This is a genomic window from Rugamonas aquatica (genome assembly GCF_009380215.1).
GTDB classification, from domain to species: Bacteria; Pseudomonadota; Gammaproteobacteria; order Burkholderiales; family Burkholderiaceae_D; genus Rugamonas; species Rugamonas aquatica_B.
Genome location: NZ_WHUG01000001.1, coordinates 219,735 through 239,402 on the forward strand (window position 1 = coordinate 219,735; position 19,668 = coordinate 239,402).

General features: G+C 63.4%; 17 protein-coding genes. 12 read left to right on the forward strand and 5 right to left on the reverse strand.

Annotated features, from left to right (window positions below):
• Positions 1-8: 8 nt before the first annotated feature.
• On the reverse strand, positions 9-1,967 hold the full coding sequence (locus GEV02_RS01020; RefSeq protein ID WP_174998919.1) for a hypothetical protein: 1,959 nt from the start codon (positions 1,965-1,967) through the stop codon (positions 9-11).
• 230 nt (positions 1,968-2,197) lie between these two features.
• Between GEV02_RS01020 and GEV02_RS01025 the strand changes: the two genes are divergently transcribed.
• The 6 genes from GEV02_RS01025 (at position 2,198) to GEV02_RS01050 (ending at position 8,072) form a co-directional block, all read left to right on the forward strand.
• The gene (locus GEV02_RS01025) at positions 2,198-3,478 is read left to right on the forward strand and encodes an MFS transporter (protein WP_152836099.1); all 1,281 of its coding nucleotides are present in this window, start codon (positions 2,198-2,200) and stop codon (positions 3,476-3,478) included.
• 25 nt (positions 3,479-3,503) lie between these two features.
• Positions 3,504-4,889 carry a NarK family nitrate/nitrite MFS transporter gene (locus tag GEV02_RS01030; RefSeq protein WP_152836695.1) on the forward strand — a complete coding sequence of 462 codons (1,386 nt, stop codon included), beginning with the start codon at positions 3,504-3,506 and terminating at the stop codon, positions 4,887-4,889.
• Between the two features lie 13 nt (positions 4,890-4,902).
• Positions 4,903-6,321, forward strand: a complete 1,419-nt coding sequence (gene hemN, locus GEV02_RS01035; RefSeq protein ID WP_152836100.1) for an oxygen-independent coproporphyrinogen III oxidase — start codon at positions 4,903-4,905, stop codon at positions 6,319-6,321.
• Between the two features lie 7 nt (positions 6,322-6,328).
• The gene (locus GEV02_RS01040; RefSeq protein ID WP_152836101.1) at positions 6,329-7,009 is read left to right on the forward strand and encodes a Crp/Fnr family transcriptional regulator; all 681 of its coding nucleotides are present in this window, start codon (positions 6,329-6,331) and stop codon (positions 7,007-7,009) included.
• Between the two features lie 9 nt (positions 7,010-7,018).
• Complete coding sequence (locus GEV02_RS01045) at positions 7,019-7,681, forward strand: carbonic anhydrase (RefSeq protein WP_152836102.1); 663 nt, start codon at positions 7,019-7,021, stop codon at positions 7,679-7,681.
• Positions 7,682-7,799: 118 nt separating this feature from the next.
• Positions 7,800-8,072, forward strand: coding sequence for a hypothetical protein (locus tag GEV02_RS01050; RefSeq protein WP_152836103.1), 273 nt, complete (start codon positions 7,800-7,802; stop codon positions 8,070-8,072).
• A gap of 39 nt (positions 8,073-8,111) precedes the next feature.
• Here the strand turns inward: GEV02_RS01050 and GEV02_RS01055 are convergent, their stop codons facing one another.
• From GEV02_RS01055 to GEV02_RS01065, 3 genes are all read right to left on the reverse strand, one after another.
• Positions 8,112-9,983 carry a LamG-like jellyroll fold domain-containing protein gene (locus GEV02_RS01055; RefSeq protein WP_152836104.1) on the reverse strand — a complete coding sequence of 624 codons (1,872 nt, stop codon included), beginning with the start codon at positions 9,981-9,983 and terminating at the stop codon, positions 8,112-8,114.
• 110 nt (positions 9,984-10,093) lie between these two features.
• Positions 10,094-10,327 (reverse strand): DUF3079 domain-containing protein, encoded by a 234-nt coding sequence (locus GEV02_RS01060; RefSeq protein WP_152836105.1) that lies wholly within the window; start codon positions 10,325-10,327, stop codon positions 10,094-10,096.
• A gap of 1 nt (position 10,328) precedes the next feature.
• Positions 10,329-10,715, reverse strand: coding sequence for a hypothetical protein (locus tag GEV02_RS01065; protein ID WP_152836106.1), 387 nt, complete (start codon positions 10,713-10,715; stop codon positions 10,329-10,331).
• Positions 10,716-10,936: 221 nt separating this feature from the next.
• Here GEV02_RS01065 and GEV02_RS01070 point away from each other — a divergent pair, with 221 nt between their 5' ends.
• The 6 genes from GEV02_RS01070 to GEV02_RS01095 all read left to right on the forward strand — a co-directional run bounded on the left by GEV02_RS01070 (position 10,937) and on the right by GEV02_RS01095 (position 18,827).
• Positions 10,937-11,278 (forward strand): hypothetical protein, encoded by a 342-nt coding sequence (locus GEV02_RS01070; RefSeq protein WP_152836107.1) that lies wholly within the window; start codon positions 10,937-10,939, stop codon positions 11,276-11,278.
• A gap of 167 nt (positions 11,279-11,445) precedes the next feature.
• A complete protein-coding gene (locus tag GEV02_RS01075; protein WP_152836108.1) occupies positions 11,446-15,153 on the forward strand; it encodes a nitrate reductase subunit alpha in 3,708 nt (1,235 codons plus the stop codon).
• Positions 15,150-16,706 carry a nitrate reductase subunit beta gene (gene narH, locus GEV02_RS01080; RefSeq protein WP_152836109.1) on the forward strand — a complete coding sequence of 519 codons (1,557 nt, stop codon included), beginning with the start codon at positions 15,150-15,152 and terminating at the stop codon, positions 16,704-16,706. The genes GEV02_RS01075 and narH overlap by 4 nt, the downstream gene beginning before the upstream one ends.
• Positions 16,699-17,376, forward strand: coding sequence for a nitrate reductase molybdenum cofactor assembly chaperone (gene narJ / locus GEV02_RS01085; protein WP_152836110.1), 678 nt, complete (start codon positions 16,699-16,701; stop codon positions 17,374-17,376). Before narH ends, narJ begins: the two co-directional genes overlap by 8 nt.
• A gap of 10 nt (positions 17,377-17,386) precedes the next feature.
• A complete protein-coding gene (gene narI / locus GEV02_RS01090) occupies positions 17,387-18,070 on the forward strand; it encodes a respiratory nitrate reductase subunit gamma (protein ID WP_152836111.1) in 684 nt (227 codons plus the stop codon).
• Between the two features lie 10 nt (positions 18,071-18,080).
• On the forward strand, positions 18,081-18,827 hold the full coding sequence (locus tag GEV02_RS01095; protein WP_152836112.1) for a peptidylprolyl isomerase: 747 nt from the start codon (positions 18,081-18,083) through the stop codon (positions 18,825-18,827).
• Between the two features lie 36 nt (positions 18,828-18,863).
• Here the strand turns inward: GEV02_RS01095 and GEV02_RS01100 are convergent, their stop codons facing one another.
• Entirely contained in the window at positions 18,864-19,292 is a 429-nt protein-coding gene (locus GEV02_RS01100; RefSeq protein WP_235922571.1) for a hypothetical protein, read from the reverse strand.
• Positions 19,293-19,668 lie beyond the last annotated feature (376 nt).

A 19,668-nucleotide genomic window follows, 5' to 3' on the forward strand; every position in this document is an offset into this window, starting at 1 on the left:
TGTGCTCCTTATGCGAATCGTATCGCCATCGCGGCGAGGACGTCTTCGATCCTGCAGGCGATCGCTTCCGCGCCATCGCCGCCGGCGTGATTCAGGCCGATCACGGCCAGGCTGTTTTTCTGGAACCACAGCGAACCGGAGTCGCCCGGGCAGGAGGTGGCGGCGCCGGTTTCGTCGGCCACCAGTCTCAGCTGGTTGAGGAAGAAGATCGTGCTGCCGTCGTCCTCGGGGCCGCGCGGCTGGATCGGCACCACCGACGCCAGCACCGCCGTGCTGGTGCCGCTGCGGGCGCCGGATTTGAACATGCGGACCGCGTCCTGGGCGGCCGGGTCGCCGGGATGATCGGCCAGGTTCTGGAAGATCGCGCTGATCTGGGCGTTGGTGAGGATGGTGCCCGGCGTGTCGATGTGTCCGCCCAGCGCGACGATAGGCGTGGTGGCGGCTTCGCCGGCCGCCGCGTCGAGCACGCTGAAGATCGCCGGCGTCAGGCCCCGGTGGCCGTTGAGCGTGACGACGGCGGCGTCGACCGAGCCGGGATCGGTGATGGGCGGCGGGCTGGCCGGCTTGGTCTTCAGCGCATTGAGCACGGACCGGGTGAGCGTGCCGATCACGCGGTCGTCGCTGCGGTTGACCAGGTCGGCGCCGCCGGACGCGGCCGCGGCCAGCGACAGGATGATGGCGATGATGATGAGCAGGATCTTCCACCATGGATCCTGGAACGGAATCGGCCCGTATTGCCCGGTGAATGGATGGGTGTAGTCGACGCCGTAGTCGACCACGGTCGGCCAGGCAAAGAAACCCAGTCCGGGATCGAGCCCGCCGGTCCAGTCGCCGCCATCGCCACCGCCGCCGCCGCCGCCCTGGCCGGAGCCGCCCGCGCAGCAACAGGCGACCAGCCGCCACACGGCGCACAGGTCGACCTCCTTGCCTTCGAGGAAAGCGCGCAGCTGCTCGCGGGCTTTTTCCAGCGCGAGCCGGTTGCATCTGCCCATGGAGCCGCCGCCGCCGGAACCGCCGCCCGTGCCGCCGCCGGTTCCCGTACCATCGTTCCACATGCGGCGCGCCAGGTCGACCGCGGTCTTGAAGGTGCGCAGATCCACGGTCATTTTCCTGATCGACGCCGTCATCACGCCCTGGTCGCAGCGCGCCACGAACGCCGAGCGGGCCGGGTCGAAGGTGGTGCGCGACACCGAGATCGGCGCGCGCGCAGCCTTGTTAATCAGCGCCAGTTCCTCGGCGCCCTGGTCGCTGACCACCTGCAGTTCGACGATGTGCTTGCGCACCGCCGCCTGGGCGACGTCGACCTTGAAATAGATCATCCGCTGGCTCCACGGCGCCAGCGAACCCGCCAGCACGCGGCCGCCCGCCACGGACTGGCCCAGCGCTTCCATATCCCGCACCGACCAGGCATCGATGACGTTGACGCCCGCCGCCGCCAGCCAGGCGCGGCTGCGGTCGGTCAGGCCCACGCGCGCGGAAGCGGGCCACGGCAGCGTCCAGATATTCTGCACCCGCACCGCCATCAGGTAGCGGCCCAGCGTCGCCTCGAACACGCCTTCGGGCATGGCCTGCAGGGTGCCGGGCATGACGGCGAACGGCGGCACCGGCTGCGCCAGCATGCCGAGCTTGTCCAGCCGTATTACGAGATCGTTGAAGTCGCGATCGCTGGCAGGGGACGTGTCGTCCTCGGACTCGACCACCCAGTAATAGCGCATGCCGACAATGGCCGATGAGTTTCGCAAGAAGCTGGCCTGCCAGCCATGCTGGCCATCGTTGTGTTCGATCCTCAGCGTCCAGGGCGCTTGCCCGATGCCGTAGACATCGAGCATGGCGCCGGGGTTGCCGCCCAGGGTCAGCACGCCGCCCGCCGCGCCGGTGATGACGACGCGCTGGTCCCAGCTGGCGTCGCGGCTGGTCACACCGATCCGCCAGTCGCCTGTAAAAGTCATTTCCGTCACATCTGCCATCTCAGCCTCCGTTGAGGGACCGTTCCACCTATGCCCGGGCTTGAAGTATGGTCGCGATGGCGGGGCGGCGCTGAGCGTTTGAATGGTTGATTGAGCGGGATCAGCTTCCAGTCAACCTGGCCGATCTATCTAGTTCTTTTGGACTAGAGCGCTAGCCTGATTGCTTTGTTCTCTTGGCCTTCCTGCCGATTGGCGGCCGTGCCCGCGCCGCTTACCCTGATGCCATCCCTATGTCCGTCAGGAGATTCAAAGTGTCTAACAATAACAAGGCCGTTCAGGTGCTCGCGAGCAGCACGGTGTCGTTCACGATCTGCTTCGCGATCTGGATGATGTTCGCGGTGCTGGGCATCCCCATCAAAAAAATGCTGGGCTTGAACGAAACCGAATTCGGCCTGCTGGCCGCCATGCCCGTGCTGAGCGGCTCGCTGGTGCGCGTGCCATTGGGCATCTGGTGCGACCGCTACGGCGGCCGCATCGTCTTCTTCCTGCTGATGCTCGCGACCGTGCCGGCCATCTACCTGGTCGGCCTGGCCACGCAGTTCTGGCAATTCCTGGTGCTGGGCCTGTTCATCGGCCTGGCCGGCGGTTCGTTCTCGGTCGGCACGCCTTATGTGGCGCGCTGGTTCTCGCGTGAGCGGCGCGGCCTGGCGATGGGCATCTTCGGCGCCGGCAATTCCGGTTCGGCGCTGACCAAGTTCGTCGCCCCCGCCATCATCGCGGCCTGGGGCTGGCAAGCGCTGCCCACCGTGTATGCGGTGACGATGCTGGTGACGGCGCTGCTGTTCTGGGTGTTCTCGGCCACCGACCCATCGCACCAGAGCGGCGCCAGCGTGCCGCTGTCCGAGCAGCTCAAGGTGCTGAAGGACCGCCGCGTGTGGCGCTATTGCCAGTACTACTCGGTGGTGTTCGGCGGCTACGTCGGCCTGGCGCTGTGGATGACCAAGTACTACGTCGGCGAATACGGTTTCGACCTACGCCTGGCCGCGCTGCTGGCGGCCTGCTTCTCGCTGCCGGGCGGCGTGCTGCGCGCGCTGGGCGGCTGGATCTCGGACCGCTACGGCGCCTACAAGGTGACGTGGTGGGTGATGTGGGTGTGCTGGGTTTGCTTCTTCCTGCTGTCTTATCCGCCGACGGCGATGATCGTCAAGACCACCCACGGCGACGTCCACCTGCAACTGGCGCTGACGCCGTGGATGTTCACCGCGCTGCTGTTCGTGGTCGGCACCGCGATGGCGATCGGCAAGGCTTCGGTCTTCAAATTCATCGGCGACGATTTCAGCGACAACATCGGCGCCGTGTCCGGCGTGGTCGGCCTGGCTGGCGGCTTGGGCGGTTTCGTGCTGCCGATTCTGTTCGGCGCGCTGCTGGACCTGACCGGCGTGCGTTCCAGCGCCTTCATGCTGCTGTACGGCACGGTCTGCGTGTCGCTGATCTGGATGCATTACTCGTTCCGCCCGACGGCGGCGTCACAGCCTGAGCCGCAAGCGCTGGCTGGTGCCGTGCCTGCCTGAGCCACAACTATTCAAGGAGAAAATGATGAGCAAATACATGATTAACACCTGGGAGCCGGAAAGCCCCTCCTTCTGGGGCAGCGGCGGCAGCAGCACCGCCAACCGCAACCTGTGGATCTCGATCCCGGCGCTGGCGCTGGCGTTTGCCGTGTGGATGGTGTGGAGCGTGGTGGTGGTCAACCTGCCGGCCATCGGCTTCCAGTACAGCACCAACCAGCTGTTCTGGCTGACGGCGCTGCCGGGCCTGTCCGGCGCCACGCTGCGCATCTTCTATTCGTTCATGGTGCCCATCTTCGGCGGCCGCAAGTGGACCACGATCTCCACCGCCTCGCTGCTGATCCCGGCCATCGGCATCGGCTTCGCGGTGCAGGACGTCACCACCGGCTACCCGACCATGCTGGCGCTGGCGCTGCTGTGCGGCTTCGGCGGCGGCAACTTCGCTTCGTCGATGGCCAACATCAGCTTCTTCTACCCGAAAGCGCAGAAGGGCTACGCGCTGGGCATGAACGCCGGCCTGGGCAACCTGGGCGTGTCGGCGGTGCAGTTCGTCGTGCCGCTGGTGATTACCGGCAGCGTGTTCGGCGCGCTGGGCGGCGATTCGCAAAGCGCCACCAAGGCCGGCCACACCACCACGCTGTGGCTGCAGAACGCCGGCTTCATCTGGGTGCCGTTCATCGCCGTCAGCAGCCTGCTGGCGTGGTTCGGCATGAATGACCTGGCTTCGGCCAAGGCGTCGTTCGCCGACCAGGCTGTGATCTTCAAGCGCAAGCACAACTGGCTGATGTGCTGGCTCTACACCGGCACCTTCGGTTCCTTCATCGGCTATTCGGCCGGCTTCCCGCTGCTCATCAAGACGCAGTTCCCCGATGTCAATCCGCTGCAATACGCCTTCCTCGGCCCTCTGGTCGGCGCGCTGGCGCGCGTGGTTGGCGGCATCATTTCCGACAAGCTGGGCGGCGCCCGCGTGACCGTGTGGACCTTTGCCAGCATGATCGCGGCGGTGTACGGCGTCATCAACTTCCTGCCTCACGGCGGCACGGGCGGCAACTTCAACGGCTTCTTCTGGATGTTCATGCTGCTGTTCGCCGGCACCGGCGTCGGCAATGCCTCGACCTTCCGCATGATCCCGGTGATCTTCCTGACCGAACGCCAACGCGCCGCAGCCGGCCAGCCGGCCGCCGTGCAACAGCAAGCCATCGTCGACGCCAACAAGGAAGGCGCGGCGGTGCTGGGCTTTACCTCGGCCGTGGCGGCATATGGCGCCTTCTTCATTCCGAAGAGCTACGGCACCTCGATCGCCATGACCGGCGGCCCGGATGCGGCGCTGTGGTGCTTCATCGGCTTCTACGTCAGTTGCATCGCCATCACCTGGTGGTGCTACGCCCGCAAGAACGCGGCCATGCCTTGCTGAACGGAGTCCTATCATGTCATCCGCCAGAGTGATCGCACTGACCCCGTCCGTCGAATTCGACGCGGCGCTGGTGCGCAAGTTGAACCAGATGGGACCGCGCTACACCTCGTACCCGACCGCGGACCGCTTCGACGGCGGCTTCGGCGCGCAGCAGTACCGTGCCGCCGTGGCCGGCGTCGATCCGGCGGCGCCGCTGTCGCTGTACGTGCATATCCCGTTCTGCGCCTCGCTGTGCTACTACTGTGGCTGCAATAAAATCATTACCCAGGACCGCGACAAGGCGGTCGAGTACCTGGATTATCTGTACCGCGAGATCGCGATGCAGGGCAGTCTGCTGTCCGGCCGCCGCCGCGTCGACCAGCTGCACTTCGGCGGCGGCACGCCGACTTATCTGAGCGACGAGCAGATGGCCGGTCTGCTGGCCACGCTGCGCGGCCAGTTTGAGTTCGCGCCGGATGCGGAGGGCGAGTTTTCCATCGAAGTCGATCCGCGCACGGTGACGCCGGCGCGCATCGCCACCTTGCGCAGCCAGGGGTTCAACCGCATCAGCCTGGGCATTCAGGATTTCGATCCGGCGGTGCAGCAGGCGGTCAACCGCATTCAGTCCTACGAGCAGACGATGGAAGTGCTGCAGGCGGCGCGCGACTGCGGCTTCCGCTCGGTCAGCGTGGACTTGATCTACGGCCTGCCGCTGCAAAGCGTGGCCAGCTTCGGGCCGACGCTGGACAAGATCGTCGCGGCGCGGCCCGACCGCGTGGCGGTCTACAACTACGCCCACATGCCGCAGCTGTTCAAGTCGCAGCGCCTGATCAAGGCCGAAGACTTGCCGGACGCCGACACCAAGCTGGCCATGCTGGGTCTGTGCATCGAGCGGCTGACCGAAGCGGGCTATGTCTACATCGGCATGGACCACTTCGCGCTGCCGGACGACGACCTGGCGCGCAGCCAGCGCGAAGGCAAGTTGCAGCGCAACTTCCAGGGCTATTCCACGCATGCCGATGCGCCGATGGTGGCGCTGGGCGTGTCGGCCATCAGCGCGGTCGGCGCCAGCTACAGCCAGAACGAGAAAACCCTGTCGGCTTACTACGAACGCCTGGACCGGGGCGAACTGCCGATCGCGCGCGGCATCGAACTGAGCGCCGACGATCTGTTGCGGCGCGCCGTGATCGGCCAGCTGATGTGCGATTTCGAGCTGGACTACGCCAGCCTGACGCTGCCGGACGGCGTGGCCGCCGCCGACTATTTCGCCGCCGAGCTGGAGCGCCTGAAGCCGCTGGAAGAGGAGGGCTTGCTGTGCATAGGCAGCAAGGGCTTGCGCGTGAAGATGCGCGGGCGCCTGCTGATCCGCAATATCTGCATGGCCTTCGACCGCTATCTGCACGCGCCGCGTGTCGAAGGTCCGCAGCCGGTGCGGTATTCGCGAACCATTTGAGGTGGGTATGGAAAAGAACAAAATCAAAGTGCAGACCTTCCTGTCCAGGGTGCCGCTGTTTAACTCGATGGGGGCGGAGGAATTGTCGCGCATCGCGCTCGGTACCACCGAGCTGCGCGTCGACCGCGGCGGCACCATCTTCCAGCGCGGCGACGATTGCGTCGGCTTTCACCAGGTGGTGTATGGCCAGGTCAAGCTGGCGTTCACGTCGCTGGCCGGCGGCGAGAAGGTGATTGAGTTGATCGGCCCCGGCCAGAGTTTCGGCGAGGCGCTGATGTTCATGGGCAGCCCCTACATTGTCTCCGCCCAGGCCACCGAGGACACGCTGCTGCTGCACGTAGCCAAGCCGGCGATCTACCGCGAGATCCACGCCGATCCCGAGTTCGCGTGCAAGATGCTGGCCGGCCTGAGCCAGCGCATGCACAGCCTGATGTGCGACATGGAGTCGTTTTCGCTGCGCTCCGGCACGCAGCGGGTGGCGGGCTATCTGCTCAAGGAGCTGCATGAGGAAGCCGGCGGCGAACTGACGCTGCCGGCCACCAAGGCCGTGCTGGCCTCGCGCCTGAATCTGACGCCTGAACACTTTTCGCGCATTCTTGCGGAGTTGAGTACGCAGCAGCTGATCACTTTCAAGGGGCGCAAGATACACATCCTGGACGTGCCTGCGCTGCGGCGCTGCGCCGCCTGAAGGACGACCATGCAAGACATCGAAAAATTCATCAGCGGCTTCGGCCGTTTCCAGCAGCAGTATTTCAACAATAGCGAAAGCCCTTACGGCACGTTGCGCACCGGCCAGCGGCCCGGTACGCTGCTGATAGGCTGTTGCGATTCGCGGGTCGATCCGGTGCTGCTGACCGGCAGCGATCCGGGCGACATCTTCGTGGTGCGCAATATCGCCAACCTGGTGCCGCCGTGTACGCCGACGGCTTCGGCCGGCGTCAGTTCGGCGATTGAGTTCGCCGTCTGCGAGCTGGAGGTGGAGCGTGTGATCGTGCTGGGTCATGCCGGTTGCGGCGGCATCCGCGCGCTGATGGCGCCACGGCCGGCGCAGCGCGAGACGGATTTCGTTGGCCAGTGGATGCGGATTGCCGAACCGGTGGCGCAGCGCGTGCGGCGCGACCTGGCGCATCGCGGCAGCGCGGAGCAGCATCACGCGTGCGAGCTGGCCAGCATTCTGCTGTCGCTGGACAATCTGCTGACCTATCCGTGGCTCAAGCGCCGCGTCGACGAGGGCAAGCTCAAGCTGCACGGCTGGTACTTCGATTTGCAAAGCGGCGCGCTGATGGCGTACTCGCCGCGCCGCCAGCAATTCCTGCCGCTGGTGTGCCCGCTGACGGCGCGCGAGGCGATGACTGCTTAGACGGCATGCCGTGACTGAAGTAATTGCGTCGCTTGGGCGACGATGGCATTGGATCATTGTTGCAATAATGCTATTGCTGTGATACGTTCTCTACTTATCGTACACACCAGGAGGGGAAATGAAACTAGTCAAATCGTCGCCGGCAGCGCAGCAACGCCGTCGTTTTCTATTGCAAGGCGCAGCCCTGACAGTGGCGACCGCCACCTGCGGACTGCTGTCGCGCAAGCTTGGCAATGTGGAGCAGATGATGTCCTCAGGTGTGCAGGAGGCTACTGCGTCGGCACCGGACTTGACCGCAATGGTGCGCAGTGGGCAAGCGGTCCCACTCGAACAGTTCTTTACTTCCTCAGAAAACTTTGCCCATTTCCTGGTACTCACCGGTAAGGCTTGACGGTACGACATGCCGTGACCGGCATGTCGCCCGGGTGTGTTATAGCGTCGAATCGAAGCTGATGACGTTCGTGCCTCCCGGGCTGACGCCGTCGTTGTTGTTGATGCTGTCTTTGAGATCGCCGTTCAGGTTCCATCTTCCCGCTGCGTTGACAACCTGGCCCGTCACGCCATAGTCAAACACTTCCTGCGGCGTCAGAACGCGGTCGTACAGGATGATGTCGGAGAGTTGCCAAGTTACTGTTGACGAACTGTAGCTGTCCCGCCCGACCTGGATGGCGAGTTTGCCATCGACATTGGACCACTGGAGCGACTTATATGTGTACGACATCAGGAAATCGTTCACATAGAGTGCAATGCGGGAGTTGGCATTCACGGTAAAGGTGATCCGCGTCCATTTGCCGGCCACGTTGGTGCGCCCATCATCGCCAGCCTTGCTAGAGTCGTTGACAAGACTATCTAAAGCAAACACTTGCGAGTATAGGTTGGCAGAGGTTTTGTACACGACCCACCCCCGTGCATCTACATTCGCGGCGCCCGAGAATCGGCGGAACAGTGGCCCAGGCGTCACCACTGACTGGTCGTCTTGCTTAATGGTGAACGAGATGGAAAAATCCGTGCCCGGACAGAGTGTAGTTTTGGGCGTAATCGTAAACAAGCAGCTTTTGTTCGGGGCATTTTTGAATGTGGCGCACCGGGTGAAGCGGGTGCTATTCAATTTCCGATCGATCACGTTGTCCGGAGGCGCGGTGCGAGAGCGGTCGAGCACCGCAGTGATGGCCGCGAAGACCTCCGCTCGTTTGTTCTCGCTCGGATGAGTGTCGGAAACTAGCACTTTCCACTTGTCTAGATCCCCTATGTTACCGCTGTTCCATACCCAATGGCAGGCAAGCTGCACGCCGGTACGATAGAAATTCTGAAGCAACGTGGACAGGTTGTGTTGGGTGTTATCCTGCAGCGCCTCCTCTTCTGGCTTGGTCAGGCCGAAGCTGCCCACGTAATATGGTTTGCCTGATTCCTTGGCCAGCTTTTGCATCACCTTCAAGTACGGCAGAGAGCAAGATGTGAAGTTGGCCTCCATGCCGGTACCCAGCACGTCTGCAGGCGATTCGCCGGTGCTGAAATACTCGCTTTTGAGAAACAGGTTTTCGCACAGCGTGTCGATCGGGCTTGGATTCATCGCGAGGACGATGTCGGCATACTGGTCGATCGTATATTGCCGTGGGCTGACGTGCGTCAGCGCCGCGTTACCCGAAGAAATCATGCGTTTCAGATCATCCTGCGCCCGGATGATTTCAGCAATTTCCTTCAGAATGGCTGGGGCTGTGTTGAAGTCGATTCCTGTCTTTAGAGTGATTTCCTGACCGGCCATCCAGGCGGCGATGCCTTGATGATTCTTATACCTGGCGACGAATGCCGCTGTGAAAGCGCGTATGTAATTCCTGGTTTTCGAATCGCTTTGCAACAGCGCGCTATTGTTCTCCCCAACCAACTGCGGGATCGCCTTGATATTCCAGAACGGGCAGGCGATGATGCCGATGTTGTGGCTTCTGGCGGAGTCGAGGAAAGTCTGGACTGTGGCCCAATAACTGTCATTGATGTTGAGATTGCTGACAAGGTTGCCGCTGAAGGCAGGCTCGCCTACCACTTTCCCCCATGGCAGCGTGCTATCTTTACTGGCATACGGAGCAACCATCACCTGCAGGTATTTAATGCCTTTGGATTGAAGGAAGGGGAAGTCATCGACGTAGTCGGGATTGTCTGGTCCGGTGCCGCCTCTGCCTGTCGCAGACCATGCTCGTCGCTCAAGGTAGCTATACGCGTTCAAGCCTATGCTGGCAACGGGGCCGGTGTTGAGACCGTCGTTATTGTACTCCTGCATGACTCCGTTTTCGACTTTGATGTATGGCATGACGTCCCTTGGGCAGTGTGAGTGTTAAACAATTAAATTTATCAATATTTTAATTGTTTTTTCATAAGATTTCACTATTCCTGGGAAAAAGAGCAAAAGAAAAAATGGCGCTAAGTGGCGGTTCGCTTTTTGGTGTCGACTTCCGGCGCATCCGGCGTGGCGGACGGCGACGTATCCTGCGCGTTCAGGCCGAAACTCTCCCATCCTTCGCCGAACAGCTCGTATGGATGCTGGCTGCGGTCCGAGCCGTTCCCGCAGATCATGGCGTTGGCCGGGCAATAGCGGTCGCAGCCCCAGCAGATCATCTCGGGCCGCGCCGGGCGCAGCGGGAAGATCTTGGCCATGTCAGGCGTAGCTCATCAGATCGCCCTGGCGGTCGAAGGCCAGCAGGCGGTCCATCTGGCCTTGCTGGATCGCGCCCAGCATCTTGTTCAGCGCGACATCGGTCTGCTGGGCGTCGGGCAGGCGGCCGTCCTTGCCGGACAGGGTGGTGATCAGCAGCACATCCCACGGCTGGCCCATGTGCTGGGCTTCTTCGGCCAGGTTGGCGAAGGTGTCCAGCTCGCCGACCTGCTTGTCGACACACATGACGGGTACCAGCGTGGTGCGCGGCGACATGCCCGGCGCGGCGCCCGGTTCCGGTTCGGCCACGGCAAAGGTCAGCAGCAGGCGTTGGGGCTGCGGCTGGACGGCGGCGGCGATCAGCAATTCTTCAAACGTGGCGATGTTCATACACTTCCTCAATATGCAATGGCGCGCGCGACGCGGCGGCCCAGGCTGTATGTATAGCGCGGACCGCCGCCGCTGCCCATCGCCATGAATGACTAGTTGGACTAGTTCCTTTGCCTTGCCGGCGCCCCGGCGCCGCTTGATTCAAGTCAAGGACCGGCACCTGGCGCGCGGCGAATAATGGCGGCGCGGCCCGCACTGCGGCCGGATGTAAAGGACTAAAGATGAGGCTCACCAGGAATTATCGGACGGCTGGCCGCCTGGCCGTCGCGCTGGCGGTCGCCGCCGGAACAGCGTGGATGTCACAGGGCTACGGCCCGGCCGCCAGTGGATCATGGACGCCACCGTCCGGCACGCGTTGCGAGGCGCCCGTCGCCAGGCCGGACATCGTCGGCCAGATACGCTATGACAGCGGCCTGGTGCTGCGCTATTGCAGCGTGCCGGCCATGCTTGCCCAGCTGGGCGCGCTGGAGCAGCCCGGCCTGGTCCGCGCCGCCGCCGTGCGCGCCGCCGACGGCCGCTGGCTGCCCGCGTGCGCCGGCCACGACTGCGCCGTTGATTTTTGAACTAGTCACTTCGGCGTAGTGCCCCTAGTCCTTCTCGCGCCGCCCGGCCACCATCTTGCCGATTCACACCAGCGCCCGCGCTCCTTAGACTGCAATCATCGTCGAGTCCATGCATGTTGCATGCGACCGCATGCCCGGTCCCCGCCGGGTGCAAGTTAGGAGGCAGCATGAGTCACTTTCTGGATCGCCTGAAGTTCTTCAATAAAACGGTATCGACCTTTTCCGACGGCCACGGCGCCGTCGTGCACGAGGATCGCACCTGGGAAAGCGCCTATCGCCAGCGCTGGCAGCACGACAAGATCGTGCGCTCCACGCACGGCGTCAACTGCACCGGTTCGTGCAGCTGGAAGGTCTATGTGAAGAACGGGCTGATCACCTGGGAAACGCAGCAAACCGATTATCCCCGTACCCGTCCCGACCTGCCCAACCACGAGCCGCGTGGCTGTCCGCGCGGCGCCAGCTATTCGTGGTACGTGTACTCGGCGCAGCGCGTCAAGTACCCGATGGTGCGCGGCCGCCTGATGGAAATGTGGCGCGAGGCCAGGCTGACCATGGATCCGGTCACCGCCTGGGAATACATCAGCCAGGATCCTGAACGCTCGGCGTTGTACAAGTCGGTGCGCGGCCTCGGCGGCTTCGTGCGCGCCACCTGGGATGAGAGCAATGAGATGATCGCCGCCGCCAACGCGCTGACGATCAAGAAATACGGCCCGGACCGCATCGTCGGCTTCTCGCCGATACCCGCCATGTCGATGGTCAGCTATGCGGCCGGCACGCGCTACCTGTCGCTGATCGGCGGCGTGGCGCTGAGCTTCTACGACTGGTACTGCGACTTGCCGCCGGCCAGCCCGCAAGTGTGGGGCGAGCAGACCGACGTGCCGGAATCGGCCGACTGGTACAACTCGACTTACCTGATGGTATGGGGTTCGAACGTGCCGATGACGCGCACCCCCGACGCCCACTTCTACACCGAGGTGCGCTACAAGGGCACCAAGACGGTGGCGGTGTCGTCCGACTTCGGCGAGATGGCCAAGTTCGGCGATATCTGGCTGGCGCCGAAGCAGGGCACCGACGCCGCGCTGGCGATGGCGATGGGCCACGTGATACTGAAAGAGTATCACGCGGACCACCAGTCGGCCTACTTCAAGGAATACGCCAAGCAGTACACCGACTTCCCGATGCTGGTGCTGCTGAAAGAGCAGAACGGCAAGCTGGCGCCGGAGTACTTCCTGCGCGCCTCGCACCTGGCCGACAATCTGGACGAGACCAACAACCCGGACTGGAAAACCCTGGTCATCGACGAAACCAGCGGCCGCATCGTCGCGCCGGCCGGTTCGATCGGCTTCCGCTGGGGCGAGTCCGGCAAGTGGAATCTGGAAATGAAAGAGGGCGGCAATGGCGCGCCGGTCGATCCGCTGCTGTCGCTGATCGGTTGCAGCGATGAGGTGCTGGCGGTCGGCTTCCCTTACTTCGGCGGCAAGGACGGCAGCGATATGCTGATGCGCAACGTGCCTGTCAAACGCCTGACGCTGGCCGACGGCAGCACCGCGCTGGTCGCCACCGTGTTCGACCTGACGCTGGCCAACTACGGCATCGACCGTGGCCTGGGCGGCGGCAATGTCGCCACCAGCTACGAGGACGACGTGCCTTACACCCCGGCCTGGCAAGTCAAGCACACCGGCGTCAAGGCGGCCGACGTCATCACCGTGGCGCGCCAGTTCGCCGAGAACGCCGACCAGACGCGCGGCAAGAGCATGGTCATCGTCGGCGCCGCGCTCAACCACTGGTACCACATGGACATGACCTATCGCGGCATCATCAACATGCTGATGATGTGCGGTTGCGTCGGCCAATCGGGCGGCGGCTGGGCGCATTACGTGGGCCAGGAAAAACTGCGTCCGCAAACCGGCTGGACGCCGCTGGCGTTCGCCCAGGACTGGAACCGTCCGATGCGCCAGATGAACGGCACCTCGTTCTTCTACGCGCACACCAGCCAATGGCGCCACGAAAAGCTGCACACCGAGGAAATCGCTTCGCCGACGGCCGGCCCGGACATCGCGCCGATGACGCTGCTGGACTTCAACGCCAAGGCCGAGCGCCTGGGCTGGCTGCCGTCGGCGCCGCAGTTGCAGACCAATCCGCTGGAAGTGACGCGCGCCGCCGCTGCCGCAGGCATGAGCCCTGTCGACTACGCGGTCGGCCAGATCAAGGACAAGAAGCTGGAATTCTCCTGCGACGATCCTGACAATCCGGCCAACTTCCCGCGCAATATGTTCGTGTGGCGCTCCAATATTTTGGGCAGTTCGGGCAAGGGCCACGAGTACTTCCTCAAGTACCTGCTGGGCACGCAGAACGCGCTGATGAGCGACGAGGACCACTGCATCAAGCCGCGCGACGTCAAGGTGCGCCCGGCCGCTGAAGGCAAGCTGGACCTGCTGGTGGTGCTGGACTTCCGCATGTCCACCACCTGCCTGTACGGCGACATCGTGCTGCCGACCGCCACCTGGTACGAGAAGGACGACCTGAACACGTCGGACATGCATCCCTTCATCCATCCGCTGTCGGAAGCCGTGCAGCCGCTGTGGCAATCGCGTTCGGACTGGGAAATCTACAAGGGCATCGCCAGGAAGTTCGAGGAAATCGGCGGCGCCTACCTGGGCACGCAGCAGGATTTGATTTTGACCCCGCTGATGCACGATACGCCGGGCGAGCTGGGCCAACCCTTCGATCCGAAAGACTGGCGCGCCGGCGAGTGCGAACCGGTGCCGGGCAAGACCATGCCCAATTTCACCGTGGTCGAGCGCGACTACACGCAGATTTACCAGAAGTTCACCTCCATCGGCCCATTGCTGGAGAAGATAGGCAACGGCGGCAAGGGCATCAGCTGGAAGACCGGCCACGAGGTCGAGGTACTGCGCGGCATCAACCGCACGGTGACGGCGCCCGGCGTGGCGCACGGCCAGCCGCGCCTGGATACCGCCATCGACGCGGCGGAGATGATACTGTCGCTGGCGCCGGAGACCAACGGCCACGTGGCGGTCAAGGCCTGGGACGCGTTGTCGACCATCACCGGCCGCGACCACACCCACCTGGCGCTGCCACGCGAGCATGACAGCATCCGCTTCCGCGATGTGCAGGCGCAGCCGCGCAAGATCATTTCTTCGCCGACCTGGTCGGGCCTGGAGTCGGAAGAGGTCAGCTACAACGCCTGCTACACCAATGTGCATGAACTGATCCCCTGGCGCACGCTGACCGGCCGCCAGCAGTTCTACCAGGATCACCGCTGGATGCGCGATTTCGGCGAAGGCATGTGCGTGTACAAGCCGGCCATCAACACCAAGACCACGGCGGCGATGCTGGGCGCGCAACCGAACGGCAACAAGGAAATCGCGCTGAACTTCATCACGCCGCACCAGAAGTGGGGGATCCACTCGACCTACTCGGACAATCTGCGCATGCTGACGCTGTCGCGCGGCGGCCCGCACGTGTGGCTGTCGGAGACCGACGCCAAGGCGGCCGGCATCGTCGACAACGACTGGATCGAGGTGTTCAACGTCAACGGCACGCTGACTGCCCGCGCCATCGTCAGCCAGCGCGTGCCGGAAGGCATGACCTTGATGTACCACGCACAGGAAAAGATCATCAACGTGCCTGGCGCCGAGATGTCGGGCAAGCGCGGCGGCATCCACAACTCGGTGACGCGCGCCGTCACCAAGCCGACCCACATGATAGGCGGCTACGCCCAGCTGTCGTGGGGCTTCAACTACTACGGCACGGTCGGCTCCAACCGCGATGAATTCGTGTTGGTGCGCAAGATGAACAAGGTCGACTGGCTGGAAGGTCCGTTGAAAGAAACGAATGGGAGCAAAGCATGAAAATTCGCGCGCAAATCGGCATGGTGCTGAACCTGGACAAGTGCATCGGCTGCCACACCTGCTCGGTCACCTGCAAGAACGTGTGGACCAGCCGTGACGGCGTGGAGTACGCCTGGTTCAACAACGTCGAAACCAAACCCGGCATCGGCTATCCGAAGGACTGGGAAAACCAGGACAAGTGGAACGGCGGCTGGCGCCGCACCGACGCCGGCAAGATCGAGCCGCGTCAGGGCAGCCGGCTGAAGATCCTGGCGCAGATTTTCGCCAATCCCAACCTGCCGCAGATCGACGAGTACTACGAGCCGTTCACCTACGACTACGAGCGCCTGCAAAACGCGCCGCTGTCGGAAACGCCGCCGACGGCCCGTCCGATCTCGGTGTTGACCGGCAAGAAGATGGAAAAGATCGAGTGGGGTCCGAATTGGGAGGATGACCTGGGCGGCGAGTTTGCCCAGCGCAGCCAGGACAAGCTGTTCGACAATATGCAGAAGGAAATGTACGGCACCTTCGAGAACACTTTCATGATGTACTTGCCGCGCCTGTGCGAGCATTGCCTCAATCCGACTTGCGTGGCGTCTTGCCCGTCGGGCTCGGTGTACAAGCGCGAGGACGACGGCATCGTGCTGATCGACCAGGACAAGTGCCGCGGCTGGCGCATGTGCATCTCCGGTTGCCCGTACAAGAAGATCTATTACAACTGGTCGTCCGGCAAGGCCGAGAAGTGCACCTTCTGCTACCCGCGCATCGAAGCGGGGCAGCCGACGGTGTGCTCGGAAACCTGCGTGGGCCGCATACGCTATCTGGGCGTGCTGCTGTACGACGCCGACAAGATCGAGCAGGCGGCCTCGGTGGCCGATCCGCGCGACCTGTATCCGTCGCAGCTGGGCTTGTTCCTCGATCCGCACGATCCTGCCGTGATTGAAGAGGCGCGCCGGCAGGGCATCCCGGATTCGTGGCTGGAATCGGCCAAGCGTTCGCCGGTGTACAAGATGGCGGTCGAGTGGAAGGTGGCGTTCCCGCTGCATCCCGAGTACCGCACGCTGCCGATGGTGTGGTACATCCCGCCGCTGTCGCCTATCCAGGCCGCCGCAGAGTCTGGCCGCATGGGCAAGAACGGCATCTTGCCGGACACAGCCAGCCTGCGCATTCCGGTGCAATACCTGGCCAACCTGCTGACGGCGGGCGACCAGCAGCCGGTGATACGCGCGCTGGACCGCATGCTGGCCATGCGCGCCTATATGCGCAGCAAGCATGTGGCGGCCGTGCCGGACCTGGAGGTGCTGAAGCAGGTCGGGCTGGAGGCGGAGATGGTGCAGGACATGTATCACATCATGGCCATCGCCAACTACGAGGACCGTTTCGTGATTCCGAGCAGCCACAAGGAAATGGCCGAGGACAGTTTCAACGAGAAGGGCAGTTGCGGCTTCAGTTTCGGCAACGGCTGCTCGGACGGCGTCAGCGACGCCAGCCTGTTCGGCAAACGCAAGCACGGTTCGGAGATATTCATGTCGATGCCGAAGTCGCGTAAAAAGAAGGAGAGCCTCGATGTCTGACTATTCAAATGAAGCCCACGGCTATTGCGTGCTGTCGGCGCTGCTGCTGTACCCGGAACCGGAGTTGCTGGCCGAGCTGCCGGAGCTGGACCGGCATCTGCTGGACACGCTGCCGCGCTGGCACGCCGCGCTGGAGGGGCTGATGCTGCACATGCGCCGCACCGCGCTGATCGACTTGCAGCAACAGTATGTGACGACCTTCGACCGCAACCCGTCGCATTCGCTGCATCTGTTCGAGCATATCCACGGCGAATCGCGCGACCGCGGGCAGGCCATGGTCGACCTGCTGGCCGAGTACAGCAAGCACGGCCTGCAAATGGTCGGCAACGACTTGCCGGACTATGTGCCGCTGTTCCTGGAGTATCTGTCGCAGCTGGAGCAGGCCGAGGCGCAGCGCGTGCTGGGTGACGCGATTCATGTGCTGGCCTACATCGGCCGCAAGCTGCACGCCAACGGCAGCCCGTATGCCTGCGTGTTCGACCTGTTGCAGACGCTGACGCCGGTACAGGCCGAGGAGTTGAGCGAGCCGCCGGTGCGCGATATGGACGAGGCGCTGGAAACCTTCGGCCCCGGCGCCGACGGCATCGAACCGCTGCTGGCGCCGGCCATGGTCGGGGGCGCCCATCCGGTGCATTTCTATCCGAAAGCGGCGGCGCCGCAGCGTCATTGAGGAGAATAATATGAACTATTTACATCAATTCTTGTTTGGTATCTATCCCTATATCGCGCTGGCCATCTTCTTCGTTGGCAGCCTGATCCGCTTTGACCGCGAGCAGTACAGCTGGAAATCCGAATCCAGCCAGACGCTCAACAGCGGCATGCTGAAGCTGGGCAGTCCGATGTTTCATATCGGCGTGCTGGGCCTGTTCTTCGGCCACATGGCCGGCCTGCTGACGCCGGTGTGGGTGTGGGATACGCTGGGCGTCACCCACGGCGCCAAGCAGCTGGTGGCGATGGTGGCCGGTGGCGTGATGGGCTCGCTGTGCCTGATCGGCTTGCTGATGCTGATCGCCCGTCGCCTGAGCAACGACCGCGTGTGCGCTCGCAGCACCGTCAAGGACAAGCTGGTGCTGGTGTGGCTGCTGGCGACCTTGCTGTTGGGGCTGTCGTCGATCTTTGTGTCGGCGTCGCATATGGACGGCCACATGATGGTTCTGCTGATGAGCTGGGCGCAGCATGTGGTGACGCTGCGCGGCGATGCCGCCGGCTTCATCGAGGAAGCGCCGCTGGTGTTCAAGCTGCATCTGTTCATGGGCATGTCGCTGTTCGCGATCTTCCCGTTCACTCGCCTGGTGCATGTGTGGAGCGGCTTTGGCGCCGTCACTTACCTGAGCCGCGCTTATCAACTGGTGCGTCCGCGCTAAGGAGACGATCATGGGTATCGCAGTCAACGGCGTTGATATCGACGATAGCGTCATCGCGGCGGAGCTGCCGCACCAGGCCAAGGCGGACAACCCGCTGCGCCAGGCGGTGCACGAGGCGGTGCTGCGCCAGGTGCTGTTGCAGGAGGCGGACCGGCTGGGCATCGCCGGTTCCGACGACGATGAGCGCATCGAGAACCTGTTCGCGCAGGAAGTGGTGGTGCCGGAGGTGGATGAGGCCAGCAGCTTGCGTTACTACCAGAGCCAGCCCCAGCGTTTCCGCAGCGGCGACTTGGTCGAAGCGCGCCACATCCTGTTCCAGGTGACGCCGGCGGCGCCGCTGGAGCTGCTGCGCCAGACGGCGGAGTTGATACTGGCCGAGCTTCAGGCGCGGCCGGACCGCTTCGAGGAATTGGCGCGGCAGTATTCGAATTGTCCGTCGGGTGCGGTGGGCGGCAGCCTGGGGCAACTGGCGCGCGGGCAGTGTGTGCGGGAGTTCGATGAGCTGCTGTTCCGCCTGCAACAGGGGGAGCTGGCGGGGAGGCTGCTGGAAACCCGTTTCGGCCTGCATATCGTGCAGGCGCAGCGGCGGGTGGAGGGCGCGATGGTGTCGTTCGCCGCCGTGCAGGCGCAGATTGCCGATGAGCTGAGCAGGCAGTCCTGGCAGCGCGCGCTGCACCAGTATCTGCACATCCTGGTCGGCCGCGCCGACATCCAGGGCGTGGAGCTGGACGGCGCGCAGTCGCCGCTGGTGCAGTAGGCAGCGCGAATAGTCACTGTCGCAGATGTTGCTGAGTTAATAGGCGACGTCTTCCAGCCGATAGCGGAATTTTCTGCGTTCCGGTAAATCCCAACCCGGTTCGGGGTCGGTGTTGCGCGGTGGCGCAGCGGTCGGTAGTGAGGGTGGCGTGGCGGGCAAGGTTGCCGTTGATGTGGCGGGCATCGGCGGGGCGGCGGTGGGGATGGACATCGCTTCAGGAGCCGGCCGGGTCGCAAGCGCCGGTGCTGCCGCTTTGGCGGCTGCGGCCAGTTCGTCCCGCAGTCGGCATGCTATTTTAAAGTTCTTATCGCCCGGGCGGCGGATGAATAGATCTTGCCACGCATTGCGCGTCGAGCGTGCGAACGATTGCGCGAACTGGTTCGGCGAGACGGCGTGGCCGTTGTGGATGATGTGGTCGCCTTCAACGCGTGCGTAGTTGTTTTCGCCGTAGCTCCACGATTTCAAGATCGTGCCTTCGGGTAGGAACAGCGATTTCCATTGATAGCCGTGCAGCCCCCCCGGGGTCCGCGCCGGGGGCGAATCTGGCTGGGTCTGCCAGCCAGCATTCGAGAGCTTGCGTCATTGCCTCCGAAATGTCTTGCGAGCCGCCACGGCGGCGCAGCTTTTCGATCAGCTGGAGCAGGGTGTCGGTGGGCAGCTGCACGGTCATTGTGGTATTCATCCTATTTTCTCACCTATTTTCTTCTGCTTTCCCCAAGTTAGACCGGGAGTCGCGGAGATAGTTCATTCGATGGAAAAATAGGGGAAAGCAGGGGTGGAAATCGGGCTTTTGCCACAAGGAGCGGGGTGGGGTACCCCATGTACATACTCCCGCTGTGTG